This window comes from Bacteroides sp. AF39-16AC, from assembly GCF_003602735.1.
GTDB classification, from domain to species: Bacteria; Bacteroidota; Bacteroidia; order Bacteroidales; family Bacteroidaceae; genus Bacteroides; species Bacteroides uniformis.
This window is the reverse complement of the sequence record NZ_QTLN01000013.1, coordinates 90168-110846: the sequence shown is the minus strand read 5'-3', so window position 1 is coordinate 110846 and position 20679 is coordinate 90168. Positions and strand designations below refer to the sequence as shown.

The following is a 20679-nucleotide window of genomic DNA, read 5'->3' as shown; positions in this document are numbered from 1 at the left end:
GGTATGAAACATGTAAATTATCTTAGTTTCTTTCTACTCACATTGTTCAGTATAAGTTTTATCTCATGTAGTGACGATGACGATAATAAACTTAATACCGGCATAACCAATCAGAGTTGGACAGAGGGAAAATCCCTGGAGATCAGCCAGGATAATGAGTTGTCTGTAAGCTTCAATGCTGCAGCCAAATGGGTAGCTTCCGTCACCTCAGGAGCGGATTGGTGCAAACTGAATACGACCTCGGGTACAAAAGGACAAAGCACCTTGAAATTATCTGTAAGTACAAGTTCCACCACCGACCGGACAGCCAGAATTTCCATTAATATAGACGGCTATTCTCCTGCAAGTTTTGAAGTTACACAAAAGGGGACCAGTGTTCCCCAAACCACTGAAGATATGGAGATTAACGCAAAAGTTGATGAATATCTGAGGGAAATGTATCTCTGGAACGATGAATACAAAACGTTGAATCTTGACCATAACAAAGGCTATGAAGACTTCTTCTATGATGCATTGGGAAGTATGACTACCAATACATTGGATAAAAAAACATATGTCGGTAGCGACGGCAAGACATATTATAATCTTTTCTCTTATATCCAGCTATTGCCCAATATTAGTTCAACCCGTACCACCAAAATTGTAAACAAGGAACTGGCATATAGTTTCGGTATCACCGGTATAACCCCCATAAGCATTGGCACACAAGCAGAAAATACCATTTATTTCTGCCTCCAAGGTGTATATCCCGATTCACCGGCCTCCGAAGCTGGACTCAAACGAGGAGCAATGATAAGCCTGATAAATGGAAAGAAGATAAATAATAACAATATTAATAACTTCTATTACGACATATTGTCACCAGATGCAACTATCAACTATACTTTGACAGAAGATGTCGTAGAAGGAGGCACCATTACCGGGCAAAAGGAATACACCATAACTTCCAAAGCCACATACAACAACCCCGTCATCTTCAGTAATGTCAAGGAAGATATAGAAGGACATAGAATCGGTTACCTCGTTTATTCTGGGTTCGAGGCAGGCTTTGACCAAGAATTATTCAATGTTTTCAAAGATTTTAAAAACAAGAACGTCACAGATTTGATTCTGGACTTGCGGTACAATGGTGGTGGGCATACCATGTCGGCTAATCTGATAGCAACTTGTATTGCCGGTACTGCCTCTCAAGGTAAAGTATTCAGCAGTTTACGATACAATGATGAAAGAATGGCAAAACTCAATAACAAACGGGAAGATGAATTATTTGCATACTCCAGTTATCCCAACTTGGGTACTTCCTTATCAGCCGGAAGCCTCAACCTTCCCCGCGTCTACTGCCTTGTCGGAAATGGAACGGCCTCTGCCAGTGAACTCGTCATTAATTCCTTAGAAGGAATAGATTTGGACGTAATACTTATAGGTGAAAAGACCACTGGTAAGAACGTAGGTATGGAATATGAGGAGTACACTGTCCGGAATAACACATATCGTGTTGTTCCTATCACCTTCCAAAGCTATAACGCCAAAGGATTCGGGGAGTATGAAAAAGGATTTGAACCCGATATATTGATGGATGAAACCAATCCTTATAACGAACAAGGTGTATTCTATATTCATAAAGATTATGGAAACAATGAAGAACCTCTGTATGCCAAGGCCATTGAACTGATTACCGGTACAAATCCAGCCCCCCAAACGCGCAGTGCAGTGGTCAATACATTGGATGGTAAAACTTATAAGTTGCCCGCTATCTTCCGTCCTGGACACGACGGTATGCTGATGCCTGCCAGACACGCAGAATAATGAGTGCACACAATATTCTTGGAAAAGCCGGTGAAGACGCCGCTGCCAAATACTTGGAACAGAACGGTTACACCATACGTGACCGTAACTGGCGGAAGAATCACCTTGAGCTGGATATTGTAGCCGACAAAGATAAGGAACTGATTATTGTGGAAGTGAAAACCCGTAGCAATACGGACTACATTGAGCCGCAGGATGCCGTGAACTGGCAGAAAATACGACGTATTGTCGTAGCGGCCGATGCCTATATCAAACACTTCTGCTTGGATGCACCCGTCCGCTTCGACATCATAACGGCTGTAGGCGAACCGGGTGCATTCAGGATAGAGCATCTCAAAGAAGCCTTCTATCCGCCGATGTTCTGAGAGTTGAAAATTGACAAGCAAGAGTTATTTCAATCGTAAATTGTAAACCGTAAAACCGTAAATACCATCATGGACATCGAAACCGCCCGCGAATATTGCCTCAGCAAAAAAGCCGTCACGGAATGCTTTCCGTTTGACGAATACTCGCTCGTGATGAAAGTCATGAATAAAATGTTTGCACTTATCGACCTGGAAAGCGCCAACAAGATTTGTCTGAAATGCGACCCCGAATATGCACTCGAACTGCGGGAGCACTATGTTGCCATCGAAGGTGCCTATCACTTCAACAAAAAGTACTGGAACCAGGTGTTCCTTGACGGTGACGTCGACGACAAACTGTTGAAGCAACTGATAGACCACTCCGTGGAAGAAGTATTGAAGAAGTTCACCAAAAAAATGCGTACCGAATATGAAGCCCTGCCCTGACACATTCCCGTTCCCGCTGGTGGCATTGGACGAGACGGCATCGACCAACCAATACCTCAGCCAGCTTTGCAACCAGTTGCAAGAATCCGTTGCCGAACTAACAACCGTGACTGCCGAGTTCCAAACTGCCGGTAAAGGCCAGCGCGGCAACACCTGGGAAGCTGAAGAAGGCAAGAACCTGCTTTTCAGCTTTGTACTCTACCCTTCTTTTCTGGAAGCCCGCCGGCAGTTCATCCTTTCACAAATCGTTTCCCTCGCCATTAAGGAAGAGCTGAGCAGATGGTCTGATGAAATCACCATCAAATGGCCGAACGACATTTATTGGAAAGACAAGAAAATCTGCGGCATACTGATAGAGAACGACCTTTCCGGACATCATATCAGGCGCAGCATTGCCGGAATCGGCATCAACATCAACCAGGAAGTCTTCAACAGTGATGCTCCCAACCCCGTCTCACTGAAACAAATCACCGGAAAGGAGCACGACCGTTATGAAATCCTTGCCCATATCCTAAGACGTGTACAAATCTACTACAACAGCCTCCAAATGGAGGACTTCGCCGTCTACTCCGACGAGATATCCACACGGTATGCCCGCTCCCTTTTCCGTCGCCGGGGATTGCACCCTTATGAAGATGCCAACGGCAAGTTCCTTGCCCGGTTGCTGCGTGTAGAGCAAGACGGACGGTTCGTGCTGGAGGATGAAGGAGGAAGTGAACGGGAATATCTGTTCAAGGAAGTGCAATACATTCTGTAAGAAATGCACAACCCGTGCCATCGCATTGGCAAAGTTGTGCCACCATACTGGCACAGCCTTGCCATCGTACTGGCACGACTGTGCCAATACGATGGCACAAACATAAGTCCATAGTAGTGTACTACTGCCCTACTTCAAACTTTACTTCAGTTCCTTTCAGAAGGGGGGAAGCAAACTTTACTTTAACCGGTCCCTCTCCTCCGGTAGTCTGTATATAGGCCAGCAAACGCCCGTGGTATACGCGGTGACGGTTATCGGTATAATCACTCATGTCACTGTTGTCAGAGCCTTCGAGCCCAAGCAGACGCGCCGCTCCTTCAACTGTACACGTAATTTCATTGTCGCCAAGTTTCACAACAGTACCTTCTTCGTCAACCACCTCTACGGTTATGTGCGCAGTGGCGCGGTCGCCGGACAAAATAGTGCGATCCGCCGTGGCACGGATGGCATAAGGACGTCCAGATGTCCGGATGGAATAGCTCGACAAAGCATTTCCTTCCTTATCGCAGCCCTCAGCACGAAGCTCACCAGCCCGGAAAGGAATATCCCAGTAGATGATGCCGGTCTTTTCATCATAAGGTTTCATCTCGCCTACCACCCTGCCGTTGAGCAGCAAACGCGCCTGCGGAGCATTGGTATAACACACCACACGTATGTTCTGCCCCTCGTCATAGTTCCAGATGTCCCATGCATCAGGCGAAAGGAATACATGCTCGGGATGCTTGGGATGGACATATACCGGATATGTTCCTGCATACGTGACCGGATTCTCGCACCACAACGAAGCCCGGAAATGTCCGCGTGGCTTGGGGAAACTTCCGAAATCGAGCAAACCCGTGTACAAACCGCGGGACGGCCATCTGCCCGATTCACCCAGATAATCCGTACCGGTCCAGATGAACTGCCCGAAGATGAAATCCTTGTCGCGGACGGCATACCAGGCATCAAGCCCCGAACCCGTCTCGCTTCCATAGATAATGCGGTCCGGATAAGTGGCATGGTCTTGGTCGTAGCGGTTTTCCGTATAGTTATACCCCACCACATCCACAGCATCGGGATACTCCGTCTCGTTCGACATCACGACACCCGCCAAAGCTCCGGTCACGGGACGGGAAGTGTCCACGGCACGTACACAGGCAGCCAGACGCTTTGCTATGGTTCCGATGCGCATGGCATCGGGAGCATCCGGCTTATAGCCCCCGAACATAGGCTGGTTGATTTTAGCTCCATCAAGAACGGGATGCGAATAAGGGTCGTTCGGATAATCCACTTCATTGCCGATACTCCACAAGAAAATACAGGTATGATTGCGGTCACGACGTACCATATCGGTTACGTCCCGTTCTATCCACTCCTCGAAGAAGTCGAAAGTACCGTCATAACTCGGAGTACCCACATTCCAGCCTTGTACCCATTTGCGTTTCGGAAACTCCCATTCGTCAGAGACTTCATCCATTACAAGAAATCCCAGGCGGTCACACAGTTCATAAAGAACGGGGGCTTGTGGGTTATGGCTCATGCGGATGGCATTTACGCCAATCCCTTTCAAGTTATTCAAGCGGCGTTCCCATACCTCCGGCGGCACTACTGCACCCAGCACTCCTGCATCATGATGCAGGCATACACCTTTTACCTTCATCCAGTTGCCGTTGAGGGCAAAACCTTTGTTGGCATCAAATTCCAGCGTACGCAGTCCCACTTTGGTCTCACTGCCGTCAATGCGTTTGCCATTGGCAAGCAATTCGGTTTTCAATGTATACAGATACGGATTATCCAGATTCCAACGATGGGGTTTGGACACTTTCAAGTCAAGACTTTGCTTGGCAATGCCCTCTTTTCCATCGGCAACACGCACACGGCGTTGTGCCACCTGCTTTCCGGCAGTATCGTACAGTGAAGCCTTCAGTTCCAGTTTGTCGGAAGTTGCCTTGTGCTTCTCCACCTCTACATCGACCGCAACGACGGCTTGCTTGTCTGTCAGCGAAGCGGCATGCCAGCCCACACCCCATTGCGCAATATGTGTATCGGGAGCAGCCACCAGCCATACATCGCGATAGATGCCCGACCCCGTATACCAACGCGAATCGGCATAACGGCTATGGTCTACACGGACAGCCAGCACATTGTCGCCTTCCTTCAGGTAAGGGGTCATGTCGTAAAGAAACGATACATAGCCGTTGGGGCGCCTGCCAAGCAGATGCCCGTTCAGGTAAACCTCGCTCCGGTTATATACCCCTTCGAAATAGATATAATGACGTGTTGCGTTGTCTTCAACCCTGAAGTGTTTGCGATACCAGCCTATCCCACCCGGCAGGTACCCGGTGCAACTGGCCAGTGTGGGCGACAATTGCCCCTCTATGGACCAATCGTGTGGCAAAGAAAGCTTCCGCCATTCGCTGTCGTCATAGTCAGTCCGGACAATAGCCGAGTCGTCCGTCAGCCGGAACAGCCATCCGTCATTGAATTTTGCGGCATCGCCAAATGCCACCTGCGCCTTTATCGGAGCAACGGCCAGCATTGCCAGCAAGAAGACAAGAGCAGTCCTGTTATTCTTAAAATACATTTTCATATAGATTTTCTTTGAAGTTAAACTAATTCCTTACTTCAGGCTATACACCACGGTTGTCACACTCTTGGCTTCCAGAATCACCTGCTTGCCTGCCGCCACCGTTCCTTCCACCAGATTCTTGCTACCGGTAGTTGTATAAGTAGCTATTGACTTCGCTTCATTGCTCCATCCCACATGCGTTTCACCTAAGCGAACCGCCTTATCAGACATGTTTGTATAGACGGCCACTACCTTATCCCCCTCGGGAGAAAGCCAGGCGGAACCGAAAAAAGTACGCGATTCGTTCAAGTCGAGGGCAATACGGCGGTATCCCGGACGGATAAAGCGGCTGTAATTGCCCAGTACCCAAAGAGTGGCAGTAGCCTGATAGCTTCCCTCCTGCTCTATATCACCATACTCGCCACCGGCAGGTACCAGCGAAATCAAGAGAAAACGGTTCTTATGCCCCCAACGGGAAACATCCATCGATGTCCAGTAACTCCAGGAAGACACCCCAGCCACAGTGAGGTCATTGTGGATGACCTTCGACATGTAGAAAGCGATATCCATCTCAGAAGCCTGCTCGTAGCCCACGAATTCGGAACTGCTGTAATTATCGCCCAGCATACTCCATTCACTCTGCCAAACATCCAGATTATACTGACCGGCAGCCTGGGCCACTTGCTTGCGCACGTTGCGCATACCGTCCCATGTGCCGTCAGTCCAATAGCTGTGTCCGCAAATGAGATTCTTCACGTGTGCCAAGTCACCCACGTAGGCGGAAGAGCCGGGTGTAAAGAAAGCTGAGAATACATTACTGCGGTTGGCATCGCCTTTCACTTTATACAGATACTCCCAATCACCGGATTCGCCCAAGAGAATGTCTGTGGAAAGCCCCCGGTCATCCAACGACATATCCAACTCGCGTGCCAGTGCAGCCACTTCGTCATTGGTCCAGCCACTGCCCTCCTGTCCGCTGTCCCAGTTGTACTGCGGCTCGTTGACGGGTGAGATATGGCTTATGTGATAGCCTTCAGCGGTATAACGGGCCGCTACATCGGCCATATATCCTGCAAAGTCACCATAATGTTCCGGTTTCAGATTAGAAAGTCCCCCTCTGGCGGAAAATCCTTTTCCATTATAGGTGTACTGCACGGGAGGTGTATTGCTGAAAAGAACGAAATTGTTACATCCCAGCTCCTTGGCACGGTCCATGAAGTAACGTTGTCCCTCGCAACGGGTCCAGTCGTACGTCAAGTCATCGGTAAGATAGGATTCCGCACGACGGGATTTGTCCTCGATGCCGCAGGCTTCACCTTGCGCGGCACTGCCGCCACCAAGATTCACCCGCCATTGGGAAAGGCCGATTCCTTTCGGCTTGCCGCCCACAATCTCTGAGGAAAAAAGCAGTTCCGTAATCCCCGCACGGTGCGAAGTCCATGACTTGCCCACAAAGGCTGGCGTCCAACAGTCCGAAGCGCCGAAGCCGGCTATTGTCTGGAAAGTCTGTCCGGCATCGATGCTCACCAGTTTCTCTACGCTGTTCGTAATGTCCGGACCCTCAGGAGTGTCGGGAGTATCCGGTGTAACGGGAGAATCATCGCTGCAAGCCATTGCGGTAAGCAGTGCCGGAAGAATAAAAATGTGTCTCAAATTCATGATATTATTTTGGATTAAAAAACTGCCGCGGATAATCCATTGCAAACTATCCGCGACAGAATATAAAGACCTATTGAATAATCAGTTCCTGCAACAATCTGCTTTCATCAGAATGTGTTTAATTCCAACCCGGATTCTGGGTAATGGAACCGTTGGACATCGTGATTTCGTACAAAGGAATGGGGAACACCATGTCGCGGTTTTCATTGAAAGTGATGCCTTTGTCACTTGCTTCACCTTGATTTTCCCACTCAAGAGCGTCACGGGTAGCCTCTTCAGTGTTCCACTTCACAAAGGAACCGTTCGGTCCCAGGATATTGCTAATCATCTTTTTACCATTTGTATCAGTCCAGCGGCGGATATCATACAGACGGTTCTGCTCGAAAGCCAATTCCAAACGGCGCTCCAGGCGAATGGCACTTTGCAATGCCTTTCCACTTGCCGTAACGTCATCCAACTTGGCCCGTCTGCGCACCTGATTGAGAGCATCGCGGGCAGAAGCGTCATCACCCAGTTCATTGCAAGCCTCAGCATACATTAAAAGGACATCGGCATAACGCAGAATACGGTGATTCAAAGGACTCTTGTCCGTGGCGTAAGCCGTTGCATCGCCTTGAGCACGATATTTCATCGGCAGGAAATACTTGCGGATGATACGCGCAGACTTATGGTCAGCGGGATTGATAATATAGCAATTGGGGTCCCAACCATATTTATCAAGATATTCCTGATACTTATTCAACGCTTTGCTTGCGTCAATGAAATCTTCGAATTGGTCTTCGCCAGCAATTTCTGTACAGCCCGACTTGATTATTGTCCATTTCAAACGTTCCGTATCACCGGCCTCAATATAAGCTTGCTCCAAATTTGCCGTAGGCTGACACCAGCTCCAACCATCACCAGGACCATTACGGGCACCGGTTACCGTAGCAAGCGCCCCTCCTAAGCCCAAAGTGGGATGATATTCATACTGGATTTCCAGAAGGCTCTCCGCACTGTTGTCATAGTCGACATTCCATACCTGCCCGAAATCGGGAAGCAATTGGTATTCGCCTTCATCTATCACAGTCTTCAACACATCATGGGCAGCCTGCCATTTCTCCTGATAGAGGTACACCTTACCCAATAATCCTAAAGCGGCGCCACGGGTAGCATGCCCTACTTGCGCAGTACTGCGTTGCGGCAGTATTTCGGCAGCTGCCATCAGGTCATCCTCTATGAATTTGTACACGGCTTCTGCCGTAGCACGTTCTGTTCCCTCCACTTCTTCCGGCATTTGGAAACTGGTCATCAAGGGCACCCCGCCAAAATTTCTCACCAGTTCGAAGTAATAGTAGCCACGCAGGAAACGGGCTTCTGCCACCAGACGGTCTCTGGTTTCTGTCTCTTGGGTTTCGAGAGCCGCAATGCGATCTATGGCTATGTTACAACGTAAAATACCTTTGTAACGGTACTGCCAAAAATTGGAGATAGGGCCATTGCTGGCACCGTTTCCCTGATAATGCGCCAATGAGATATAATCACTCTGAGACTGAGAGGTATTCCCCATCCAGGCATCATCTCCACACATTTCGGAAAGTAACCACACGGTGTTGATTTGCCACCATCCTCCATATGTCATGGCCTGATAACAGCTCGTGACTGCGGATTCACACTCTTCTATGGACTTATAATAAGTGTCCACGTTCAATTGCCCACGTACGTCTTCCGTCAGGAAGTCCTCGCAAGAGGTAAACACCAGCGAAGCAATCAGAACTACTATTGTAAATATTCGTTTCATGGATAATCAAGAATTAAAATTTGAAGTCAATGCCAAACAAGAATGTTCTCGGATTAGGATAAGCCACGTTGTCAATACCGGTATTGATGGCACTGCCAGAGCTGTCGGTAGTACCGTCAACCATCGGGCGTTCGGGGTCCATTCCCGAATAACCGGTAATGGTAAACGGATTCTGTGCAGAGAAGGAAAGACGCAAGTCAGCACCTCCAACCCATTTCTTAGGAAGCGTATAGCCTATCTGTAACAGCTTGCAACGCAAGTAGGAACCATCTTCCACATAGAAACTGGAAACACGGTTATAGTTCAGGTTCAAGTCATTGCTCGACAAACGGGGAATATCATTGCCGGTACCCTCGCCATGCCATGCTTTCTCCAGTGTACCTGCCCAGACATTCTGTCCACCTGAACCGGAGTACCGTCCTTTGGTGACATTGTAAATATCATTACCGAACGTACCATAGAAATTGGCTGCAAAATCAATGTTCTTATAACGCATACCAATAGTCAGACCCATCATTAAATCAGGATAAGGATTGCCGATATAATCTTTGTCATTGGCATCGAGCACTCCGTTATGGTCCCGGTCCTTGAAGCGGATGTCTCCCGGTTTTGCATTGGGCTGAATCAGTGTTCCGTGTTCGTCAGTGTGCGCATACACCTCTTCCCAATTCTGGAACAAGCCATCGGCCACGTAACCGTAGAAACGGGAGATAAAACCACCATCTTCGTTACGGATAATCTGGTCGCTATTGAATCCACCAACATTGATAGGACCGTCGCCCGAGAACTTGATGGCCTTGTTGCGCACGGCAGAAAGGTTCAGACCAAGATCGTAAGAGAAATCCTTGCCGATTTCATCGCGCCAGGTAAGTCCCACTTCCCAACCGCGGGCCTGCATACTACCGATGTTCATCCAAATCTGGCTGTTCCAGTTATCATATCCCAAAGAGAGGATGTTCTGTTTCTGGTAGAGCATGTCAATGGACTTTTTCTGGAAATATTCGAATGTTACACCCAAACGTGAATCAAGGAATGACATATCCACGCCTACGTTCCAATCTTCCACAGTCTCCCACTTCAACTGGTTGTTACCTACTGTAGACACGAAGTAACCATTTGCCAACGTATTGCCATAATAGTATTGGGTTTCGCTCAACAAAGTAAGGGTAGCATTATTGTTGATATTCTGATTACCTACACGGCCCCAGCCTCCACGAAACTTCAGGTCACTGAAGATGTCCTGGTCCTGCATAAATGCCTCACTGATGACACGCCAGGAAGCGGAAACAGACGGGAAGAGGGCATACTTGCTGCCCTTCGGGAAACGGGAGGAACCGTCGGCACGGAGAGATGCCGAAATGTAGTAACGGTTATCGTAGTTGTACATGACACGGCCCAGGAAAGAAACCAGTGTATTGTAAGTGGTTTCACCGTTGGCCTCGTCCGTACCCTGCTGTCCGGCATTCACTTCCTGCATCTGGTCCAGATTATTGGGAACATTATCACGCCGTGCCTGAGTATTGTACCATGCAAAACGTTCGGCAGTAAAGCCAGCCATTACATTCAAGTTGTGCTTTTCAGCGAAAGTGTCCATGTAAGTGGCTGTATTCGTCCAGTTCCAGTCAAACCACTCCTGATTGCGGCGGGTGATTTCGTTCAAGTCTTGTTTCTCCAACGGATCCATATTGAACTTCGGAACGAATGAATCAGAACGGCGATAGTGTGCATTGGCACCGAACTGGGTGCGCAACGTCAGCTTTTCTATCGGGTTTACCTGCAGATAGGTATTCAGAATGGCACCCAACTCGCGAGAATGAGCATTGCTACGGGCAATTGAACCGGCGGGATTCCACTCCTGGTTGTTGTAAGAGCGTTGATAGTTGTTGTACTCATTATCCTCCCATTGGTCCTGCGGACGGAATACCGGAGTTGTCGGGTCCATAGCCATGGCTGCCGAGAACTGATTTGGGGTATCATCCCATGATTCGACACGTGGAGCAATATCAACTCCCAATTTTACATACTTATTAAATGTATATTCAGTATTCAGACGGATATTTATCTTATCCCAATAACCTACATCAAACTGTGAGTTGTTACGATAATAGCCCACGCTAAAGTTATAAACAAACTGTTCTGAGCCACCGGCAACACTAAGTGAATGGTTCTGCACCAAAGCTGTTTTATTGACTACAGTATCCCACCAGTCTGTACCATCGGGATTGGTCGTAGCACCCGTATCGTTCCAGATAGAAGAAAGGCCATCATTCGTATAACGGGTATTGAACACTTCTTTATATTCAGCTGCACCGGCAATATTAGGTTTGGCCACGGTCTGGAAACCAACAGAAGAATTCCAATTGATGCGGGCTTTACCAGTCTTACCTTTCTTTGTAGTAATCAGGATGACACCGTTTGATGCACGTGTACCATAGATAGCGGCAGCCGAAGCATCTTTCAATACTTCCATGGAAGCAATATCGTTACTATTCAGAAAGTTGATATTGTCACCTACCGGCATACCATCCACTACATACAGCGGATTCGTACCGTTTACGGTAGTTACACCACGAATCAGCACCTTCGGAGTAGCTCCAGGGCCACCACCACTGGTGACTTGTACACCATTTACCTTACCCTGCAAAGCATCCATAGCATTACCGGTCACGGTTTCAGTGATTTCATCGCCTTTTACTGTAGCAATAGAACTGGTCAAATCGCTCTTTTTCACAGCACCATAACCGATAACCACCACTTCATCCAGTAATTCCGCAGCCTCCTTCAGTACCACGTTAATCGTAGTACGTCCACCTACAGCTATTTCCTGAGACTCAAAACCAATAGAAGAGAATACCAACACTGCATTCTTGTCTACATTGGGTAATGTATAATCACCGTCGATACCGGTAATTGTACCCGTACCGGTACCTTTCACTTGAACTGTAGTTCCAATCAACGGCTGCTGGTCGGTGGCCGAAGTCACCACACCCTTAACCGTTATCTGCTGCGCATAACCGCAAAGGCTTATCAGCGCAAGACATAATAATAGAATTTGCTTTTTCATATCTTAAATCTAATGTTACTTTTTAATTAGCAGGAATAATCTTGCCGCGACCCAAATGCGCGTCAAACTCAAAGCGGTAGTTGCCGGTCACCGTAACCGTAGGCTTCATCCAGTTGTCACCTACCATCGAGCCGTCTTCCCAACGCTGATTGGTGCCTTCCCAATCAGGATTCACATCCCCTTTCTTACTGAAGTAACCAAACTTCTCTACATTCTGAGAGTCGTCACACCGCCATTCCACATGATCCCACCATCCGTCGGGATGATAATTGGATATGATGAAGTTCATTTCTTCACCGGCTTCCAGCGTCCAAGTTCCATTTTCCGGATAATAGAAAAGATGAGGATTATTTTTATCCTGGGCAAACAACTGATTTCCCGCATCCTGAGGAGAACCTCCCCAACCGATATAGAAATCAATGAACGATTCCCCATTCTCCCAACGGTCAAAACAAGGCTTTCCATATTCATATTTCATCGGATTTGTAGCCTCTGTCACCGAGTACGTGCGCATACTATAAGTAGACTCTTTCACATTGATGTCTATTTCATAATAAACACCAGCCTCATCCAAGACAATAGGTTTAGCCGTTTCCGGGTCATCCGTCAATTTTGTATTATCCTCCGGATCAAGGCCAAAACAGATAGGAGTAAAGTCTGTCTTTTGCGGTAAGAAGAAAATTTCCGTACCGGCAGCTTTATTATAATAACGTGCACGATATTGGTACTCGCCCGTATGGTTAATCACCATCGGTACACCGAAAATATCACTGTTCAATTCCTCTACGGTTGCCACATCGGCCAGATACATTTTGGGGAAGTCAGGCATTTCAGATACACTGATGGTACTATTGGTCACTGTCTGATTGCCTCTGGCATCCACAGCCGTCAAAGTCACATCGTAACTTTTCACCTCATTAGGCAGAATAATCTTCTCCGTAAAGCTCAAAGTAGATTGCCCGCCAGCCTCTATACGGCGGCTTTCAAAACCTTCTACCCCAGGAATCTCAATGAGTACATAATCCAGTATGCGGTCATCTTTCACCGTGAAATTCAGGTTGAACTTTGTTTCATCCTTTATCAGTACGGTAACCTCCTTACCAGGGGCAATTGTAAATATAGGATTCTCAAAGTCCCCATCCATCGTTATCAACACATCCTGCGACACTTCACGCCCGCCCGCATCTGTTACGGTCACTTTCACGGTGAAGCGTTCACCGATTTCATCACGCTTGAGGTCATAAGAATAGCTCAACTCATACTCCGTTTGGGGAGCTCCATAGATTTCGACCAAATCAATGGTCTTGTTCAGATAAAGATCGGCACATTGCAGATTGACGGATACAATTCCATCCTGGTCAGCCAACGAACCCTCAATGGTAAAACGATGGCCGGCACCGGATTCAATATGATCCGTCACCAATGTCATTGTCGGAATCTGCCCGTCTACATCAGAGTATCCGTCATCGTCACTACATCCAGTAGTCCATAAAGCCAGCGATAACAACGCCCAGAAAGTGGCGTTAAAGAAATGCTTCTTCATAAATATTATTATTAAAGTTAAACAAAAAAGTACATTTTGTTCCGATTTATAATAATCGGCAATGCAAACATATGCCAATTTTCGATTCAACAGCTGTATAAATCTTGCAGAGAAGGCATATAAATCTGTCAATGCACGATTTGTGCACATCATCTAAAGATTTTATTTGTACTTTTGACTCATGCAATGAAAAACGACCCGTTATGAAGAAGATTCTACTTTCCATTTTCCTATGCCTGCCATTCCTGCTATCCGCGCAGCCATATACCATAAAACATCTGAGTATCCGTGAAGGGCTGTCCAACAACCATGTGGTAAGCATAGCCCAAGACAAACGGGGCTCTCTATGGTTTGCCACAGAAGAGGGTTTAAATAAATTCGACGGAATACGCTTCCTTACCTATTATAAAGAAGAAACAACCGGCAAGCAAAGCATCACCGGCAACGAACTGAACTGTCTGCTGGACGATCCCATCGACTCCATCTTATGGATAGGAACCCAGCGTGCCGGAATCAATGCATACAATTATGCCAACGATTCATTCATCACTTACAGACACAACGAAAACAACCCTGAAAGCCTGGTTACGGACGACATTACCAAAATCATTGCCGCCTCCGACGGTAACCTATGGATTTGCACCTATTGGAAAGGCGTGGACTATTTTGACAAGCAAACCGGGCAATTCACCCATTACAATACCGAAACCGTACCAGGTTTTGCAAGCAACCATATCTGGTCTGCCATAGACGGTGGTAACGGACTACTCTATATCGGGCATGTGGACCGGGGATTCAGTATACTTTCCATAAAAGACAAGACAGTCAAGAACTTCACACACGAGCCGCAATCCCCCAACAGCCTGCCCGGCAACGAAGTGACATGTGTCTACAAAGACAAAAGCGGAAACATATGGATAGGAACCGATAGAGGAGTGGTACTGTTTAACCCGGAAGCGGAAAGTTTCATCCCCTTCGACGACAAAACCAACTGCATATCGCACCGTGTATATGATATACACCAACTGGATGACAACAGACTTTGGATAGCCATGGAATTCGGCGGCATTGCCGTAGTGGATTTGTCCCAACAGCTTTTCCATTCGTCGGACCAGATTCATGCGCTTTCTATCCGGGAGGGAGACGATGAATACGGCTTGTCCAACTCCAGTATCCGTTGCCTGCTCCAAGATTCCTTCGGTAATGTATGGGCAGGTTCCTGGGGAGGCGGCATCAACTTCATAAAACGCGAGCCGTCACTCTTCAGCACTTATAAATATTCTCCTTTTCCATCCACCAACAACAGCCTGAACAGTAAAATAGCCTCCGGTGTCTGTATGGACAAAGCCGGTAACCTCTGGATAGGAACCGATGGAGGAGGAATCAACGTATTCAACAAGGGAAGACGAATAGCCATATACAATGCTGACAACAAGAAATTCAGAAGCAATACGGTGCAGGCAGCCTTGTGCGACTCAAAGGGAGGATTATGGTTCGGACTTTTTTATGGAGGAATAGCCTACTACAATCCCAAGAGCCAAAGCTTCCGGCAGATTTTCTCCGAAGACAAGTCACGCACTGACGTACGTTCCTTTCATGAAGACAAGCAGGGAAACATTTGGGTCGGAACCAGCGAAGGCGTCTATCTTATAGATTGTGACAGCAAGACAATCAAGGCACACTACAATCTGGAGAACAATCTGGCCCGCTGTGTGCTGAAGGATTCCGAAGACCAAATATGGGTAGGATTCTTCGGAGGAGGCCTGGGCCTCTATGACCCTCAACTCCAAAGCATCCAGCTCTTCAACGTCCTGGCCAAATTCCCCTCCAATACCATCAATGCTCTCTACGAAGACAGCAGAAAGCGGTTGTGGGTGGCCACGGGTGAAGGTTTGGTATGCTTCCCCTCCCTGACAGACAGAAACTACAAAGTATACCAACGTGAAAGCGGACTGGCTAACACCCACATACAAGCCATCGGTGAGGACAAGGCAGGAAATATTTGGGTGAGCACCAACAAAGGTATCAGCTGTCTTGTGGACAGTAAAGACATTTTCTATAACTACGACTATCACGACAACCTCCCCATGGGAAGCTTCAGTCGGGGCAGTGTAACCTACGGACAAGACGGCAACTTTTACTTCGGCTCTATAAACGGTCTGTGCTACTTCAACCCGGAAGTTGTATTGCAGGAACGCAAATCACCGCCCGCATTCATCACCAACATTGAAATTACCGACCCGCTGAACAAACCGGAAAACGGACAGAGCACCATTGCCTTAAACGGACAGAAGAACGTGCAACTGAAATATACACAGAATAGTTTCAGTATCCGGTTCAACATCCAGAACTATGCCCTGGTCAACCAAGTGGAATATGCCTATATGCTGAAAGGACTCGAGAACTCCTGGTATACGCTTACAGACCCCAATAATGTCACCTTTCGTAATCTTCCTCCCGGGAAATACCAGTTCCAAGTGAAAACGCGCATGCGCAACCAAGCATGGTCGGACGCAACCACCTCATTGAACATCCGCATCGCCCCACCCCTTTGGCTTACTTGGTGGGCAAAGTCATTCTATATCCTGCTGTCCCTTATCATCCTTTTCTCTATACTCTATGCCTACAAGAAAAGACTGGATGCTGAAGCACTGTACCAACTGGAGAAGCAGAGCCACGAACACGAGCAGGAACTGAACAACGAACGCCTGCGCTTCTACACCAACATCACCCATGAACTGCGCACCCCGCTTACGCTGATACTGGGTCCGCTGGAAGACATACAGAAAAGTGATACACTATCCACCAAAGACGCACAGAAGATATCCGTCATTCACCAAAGTGCCATCCGGCTACTGAACCTCATCAACCAGATATTGGAGTTCAGAAAGACCGAGACCCAGAACAAGAAACTCTGCGTGAGCCGGGACAACCTCGTACCCCTTATCCGCGAGATAGGCCTGAAGTACAAGGAACTGAACCGGAAGCCAGCCGTCGATATCCGGCTGGTGGTGGAGAAAGAGCATATGCCTATATACTTCGACAAGGAAATTATCCAGACCATCCTGGACAATCTGATATCCAATGCCCTAAAGTACACGGAAAAGGGTAGCATCAGCATCGGTATCCGACAGGTGGAACGTGCCGAAGTGAACTATACGGAAATCCGGGTCAGCGACACGGGATACGGTATCAAGCCGGAGGCACTACCCCACATATTCGACCGTTATTACCAGGAAGGCGGCAAACACCAGGCTTCGGGTACCGGTATCGGACTTTCTCTGGTGAAAAACCTCGTAGCCCTACACGAAGGGGAAATCCGCGTAGAGAGTGCTCCCAATCAAGGTAGTACCTTCTACGTCAGCCTGCTTACCGACAACAGTTACCCGCAGGCACTGCATGCCGATTCGCAGGAAAAGGAAAGCAACGTCCAGCATATAGAAGAGGCACAAGTAAATCAAGTTTCATCCAGCGACAAACCCATATTGCTGGTAGTGGAAGACAATCCGGACATCTGCGACTATATAGCCGAATCCTTCTCCGACCACTTTGAAGTAAAGACTGCCGCCAACGGAAAGCTGGGCAAGGAAAGCGCCCTGAAAGAAATACCTGACATCATCGTCAGTGACATTATGATGCCGGTAATGGACGGAAACGAGATGTGCCGTGAGCTGAAAAAAGACGTGCGCACCAGCCACATACCCATTATACTGCTGACAGCCAAAGACTCGCTGCGCGACAAAGAGGAAGGCTACCAGGTAGGTGCCGACTCCTACCTCACCAAACCGTTCAGCGCCAGCCTGCTGCATAGCCGTATAGAAAACCTGCTCCAGTCGCGGCGCAACCTGGCAAACCATTTCAGCGCCAATGCCGCCATAAGCAATAAAGCGGCTGTCATTACAGAATCGCTCAACAAGCTGGACAACGAGTTTATCCACAAGATAAACCAGCTGATAGAGGAACGGCTTTCTTCAGACAAAATAGACATCAGCTATCTTTCGGATAAAATGTGCATGAGCAATTCCACCCTCTACCGCAAGATGAAAGCGCTTACCGGACTTTCCACCAACGAATATGTCCGCAAGATAAGGATGAAACACGCCGAGCAATACCTGCTGGAAGGCAAATACAACATTTCGGAAATAGCATTCAAGGTAGGTATAAACAATCTGTTCTACTTCCGGCAATGCTTCAAGGAAGAATTCGGCTGCATACCTTCGGAATATCTGAAGAGATTAAAAGAGACCGGAGAGAAATAAGAGACAAACAGCCCCTTCCTATTAGTCGGAATGCGGACAGCTATTTCAGCTCCAGCTCCATCTTCTTTATCTTTTCCAGCGTATTGCCTGCTTCCATGGAGGGGAATACCTGAAGCACGCGTTGCAGGTATGCCTTAGCCTTGCCGTAGCTATTGGTGAACACGTCTGACAATCCGTTGCGATAGCGTGCATACTGCATCCTTGTGGGGGAAGTTATCTTTTTATAGTCTTCTTCGAGCTTCTTCTTATCCTTCTCGGCTTGGAGATAATAATAATTTCCTAAGAAAATATTGGCTTGGAGATTGTCGGCATCCAGCATCAATACCTTTTCATAGGTTTTTAAGGCATCTTTCTCCTTTCCCCGCATCATCTCCATTTCGGCACAAGAGACAAGTGCAGGTACGTCTTCGGGATGACGCTGCAAGAACTCCTTATAGAAGAGGTAGGCTTTATCGTAATTCCGCATTTCCTTGTAGTGCACAGCCAGCACATCCGCAAGACGAGGAGCCACCTCACTGCTCTTGTCCACATTGGTCCAGTAGAACATTTCCGTCCTATCCTCACCGGCATTTGCCGCCTGGCGAAACAAACTCACCGCATAGTCATCTTTACCCTCGGAAAGTGCATCGGACACTTTCGAAAGCAACTCATCTGCCGACTGTCCCCAGACAGACAGCGGACACATCAAGAACAAGGAGAAAAGCAACGTTAAGGTTTTCATTTTTAGTGTATATATATAGTTTAACAGCCCAATCAGTCTCATAGAAATCTACCTACAAAACTACGCATTTTTACGGCAACCATCAATAGTTGAAAGTAGAAAAATAGTTAACTTTGCCGACCTTAATGAATTAAATAATATAAATGAAGCCCAGAGACAGACAAATACTGCAAATAGCCTTACCTTCCATCGTATCGAACATCACCGTGCCGCTGCTCGGCCTGATTGATGTAGCCATCGTCGGCCATCTGGGTTCGCCCGCCTACATAGGCGCCATTGCCGTGGGTGGCATGCTGTTCAATATCATCTACTGGATATTCGGCTTTCTGAGGATGGGTACCAGCGGAATGACCTCGCAAGCATTCGGTAAGCGGGATTTGCCGGAGGTGGTCCGCCTACTGTTGCGTTCCGTGGGCATAGGCCTGGCAGTCGCATTCTGTCTCATCCTGCTGCAAACGCCTATCAGGCAGGGAGCCTTCCTTCTCATCCATCCCACGGATGAAGTCAGAGAAATGGCAACGCTCTATTTCCATATCTGCATCTGGGGTGCACCTGCCATGCTGGGGCTATACGGACTGACGGGATGGTTCATCGGCATGCAGAATTCGCGTATCCCCATGTATATAGCCATCACACAGAATGTGGTCAATATCATTGCTAGCCTCGGACTGGTTTATCTATGTGGGATGAAAGTAGAAGGAGTAGCTTTGGGGACGTTGATTGCCCAATATGCCGGCTTCCTGATGGGCATTGCCCTTTGGATGCACAACTACGGCAGGCTGAAAAGATTGTGGGAAATTAAAAATTATAAATTAAAAATTAAAGGGGGAGAAGAGGCAGGTATCTGGGAGAAAGAGGCGATGTTCCGGTTTTTCCAAGTGAATAGGGATATTTTTCTGCGTACCCTTTGCCTGGTGGCAGTCACGTTGTTCTTCACTTCGGCGGGAGCTTCGCAGGGAGAGATTATTCTGGCGGTCAACACGCTGCTGATGCAGCTCTTCACCTTATTCTCGTATGTAATGGACGGCTTTGCCTACGCTGGCGAAGCCTTAAGCGGCAGATACATAGGCGCACGCAACCGGGAAGCCTTTACAGACACCGTCCGGCACCTCTTCGGATGGGGAGCGGTGATGGCGGTTCTCTTTACATTGGTTTATGCGCTGGGAGGCAATGCCTTCCTCGGACTATTGACGGATGACAAAGAAGTGATAGCTGTTGCCGACACCTATTTTTATTGGGCGCTTGCCGTGCCCGCCGTCGGGATAGCCGCCTTCATCTGGGACGGCATCTTCATCGGTGCCACCGCCACGCGAGGAATGCTCCTCTCCATGGCAGCGGCAGCTGTCAGCTTTTTTATCTTATATTATGGGCTGCATCCCGTCCTGGCAAACCATGCTCTATGGCTTGCCTTCCTCACTTACCTGCTGATGCGGGGAGTGGTGCAGACAGGCTTGAGCCGGGAAGTCATCCGACGGGCATTTCCCAGCAAGAAGGAACCTGCTTGGCGTTAGGGGTAGGCTATGAACAATTTCAAGGGAAAAAGCATTATCTTTGTATCGCTATGACTGATATAAAATATGGATTCCACCCTCCAGAACAAGGCGTCAGGTAGCCAGTATACGGTGCCAAACAAGTTTCAACTTTTGGCACCATCGGTTTCAATGCGAGAAACCGACGGTTTCAAGTAGTGAAACCAACGGTATCTCGGAATAAGACTGACGGTATTTGCATTTGGAACCAAGTCACTCATA

The 20679-nt window shown here is 47.9% G+C and carries 12 protein-coding genes; 6 read left to right on the top strand and 6 right to left on the bottom strand.

The window, feature by feature from the left end; all coding sequences use genetic code 11:
* The first annotated feature begins 3 nt into the window (after nucleotides 1–3).
* From DW039_RS12330 to DW039_RS12315, 4 genes are all read left to right on the top strand, one after another.
* Complete coding sequence (locus DW039_RS12330; RefSeq protein ID WP_008665734.1) at nucleotides 4–1806, top strand: S41 family peptidase; 1803 nt, start codon at nucleotides 4–6, stop codon at nucleotides 1804–1806.
* The gene (locus DW039_RS12325; RefSeq protein WP_005824208.1) at nucleotides 1806–2171 is read left to right on the top strand and encodes a YraN family protein; all 366 of its coding nucleotides are present in this window, start codon (nucleotides 1806–1808) and stop codon (nucleotides 2169–2171) included. Before DW039_RS12330 ends, DW039_RS12325 begins: the two co-directional genes overlap by 1 nt.
* Nucleotides 2172–2240: 69 nt before the next feature.
* Complete coding sequence (locus DW039_RS12320; RefSeq protein ID WP_005824210.1) at nucleotides 2241–2597, top strand: MmcQ/YjbR family DNA-binding protein; 357 nt, start codon at nucleotides 2241–2243, stop codon at nucleotides 2595–2597.
* Nucleotides 2581–3354 (top strand): biotin--[acetyl-CoA-carboxylase] ligase, encoded by a 774-nt coding sequence (locus DW039_RS12315; RefSeq protein WP_005835105.1) that lies wholly within the window; start codon nucleotides 2581–2583, stop codon nucleotides 3352–3354. The genes DW039_RS12320 and DW039_RS12315 overlap by 17 nt, the downstream gene beginning before the upstream one ends.
* 121 nt (nucleotides 3355–3475) lie before the next feature.
* Here DW039_RS12315 and DW039_RS12310 read toward each other — a convergent pair whose 3' ends face one another.
* From DW039_RS12310 to DW039_RS12290, 5 genes are all read right to left on the bottom strand, one after another.
* On the bottom strand, nucleotides 3476–5917 hold the full coding sequence (locus DW039_RS12310) for a sugar-binding domain-containing protein (RefSeq protein ID WP_016274167.1): 2442 nt from the start codon (nucleotides 5915–5917) through the stop codon (nucleotides 3476–3478).
* Between the two features lie 36 nt (nucleotides 5918–5953).
* The gene (locus DW039_RS12305; protein WP_120381991.1) at nucleotides 5954–7561 is read right to left on the bottom strand and encodes a glycoside hydrolase; all 1608 of its coding nucleotides are present in this window, start codon (nucleotides 7559–7561) and stop codon (nucleotides 5954–5956) included.
* Between the two features lie 118 nt (nucleotides 7562–7679).
* On the bottom strand, nucleotides 7680–9341 hold the full coding sequence (locus DW039_RS12300; protein ID WP_055288498.1) for a RagB/SusD family nutrient uptake outer membrane protein: 1662 nt from the start codon (nucleotides 9339–9341) through the stop codon (nucleotides 7680–7682).
* Between the two features lie 13 nt (nucleotides 9342–9354).
* A complete protein-coding gene (locus DW039_RS12295) occupies nucleotides 9355–12405 on the bottom strand; it encodes a TonB-dependent receptor (RefSeq protein ID WP_120381990.1) in 3051 nt (1016 codons plus the stop codon).
* Between the two features lie 22 nt (nucleotides 12406–12427).
* Nucleotides 12428–13948: a hypothetical protein gene (locus tag DW039_RS12290; protein WP_120381989.1), complete on the bottom strand. Its 1521-nt coding sequence runs from the start codon at nucleotides 13946–13948 to the stop codon at nucleotides 12428–12430.
* Between the two features lie 203 nt (nucleotides 13949–14151).
* On the opposite strand from DW039_RS12290, the gene DW039_RS12285 reads away from it, so the two are divergent.
* Nucleotides 14152–18207 carry a hybrid sensor histidine kinase/response regulator transcription factor gene (locus DW039_RS12285; protein ID WP_120381988.1) on the top strand — a complete coding sequence of 1352 codons (4056 nt, stop codon included), beginning with the start codon at nucleotides 14152–14154 and terminating at the stop codon, nucleotides 18205–18207.
* 40 nt (nucleotides 18208–18247) lie between these two features.
* Here the strand turns inward: DW039_RS12285 and DW039_RS12280 are convergent, their stop codons facing one another.
* Nucleotides 18248–18928: a lipopolysaccharide assembly protein LapB gene (locus DW039_RS12280; protein ID WP_034523335.1), complete on the bottom strand. Its 681-nt coding sequence runs from the start codon at nucleotides 18926–18928 to the stop codon at nucleotides 18248–18250.
* A 143-nt stretch (nucleotides 18929–19071) separates the two neighbouring features.
* Between DW039_RS12280 and DW039_RS12275 the strand changes: the two genes are divergently transcribed.
* Complete coding sequence (locus DW039_RS12275) at nucleotides 19072–20439, top strand: MATE family efflux transporter (RefSeq protein WP_117866706.1); 1368 nt, start codon at nucleotides 19072–19074, stop codon at nucleotides 20437–20439.
* The last annotated feature ends 240 nt before the right edge of the window (nucleotides 20440–20679 follow it).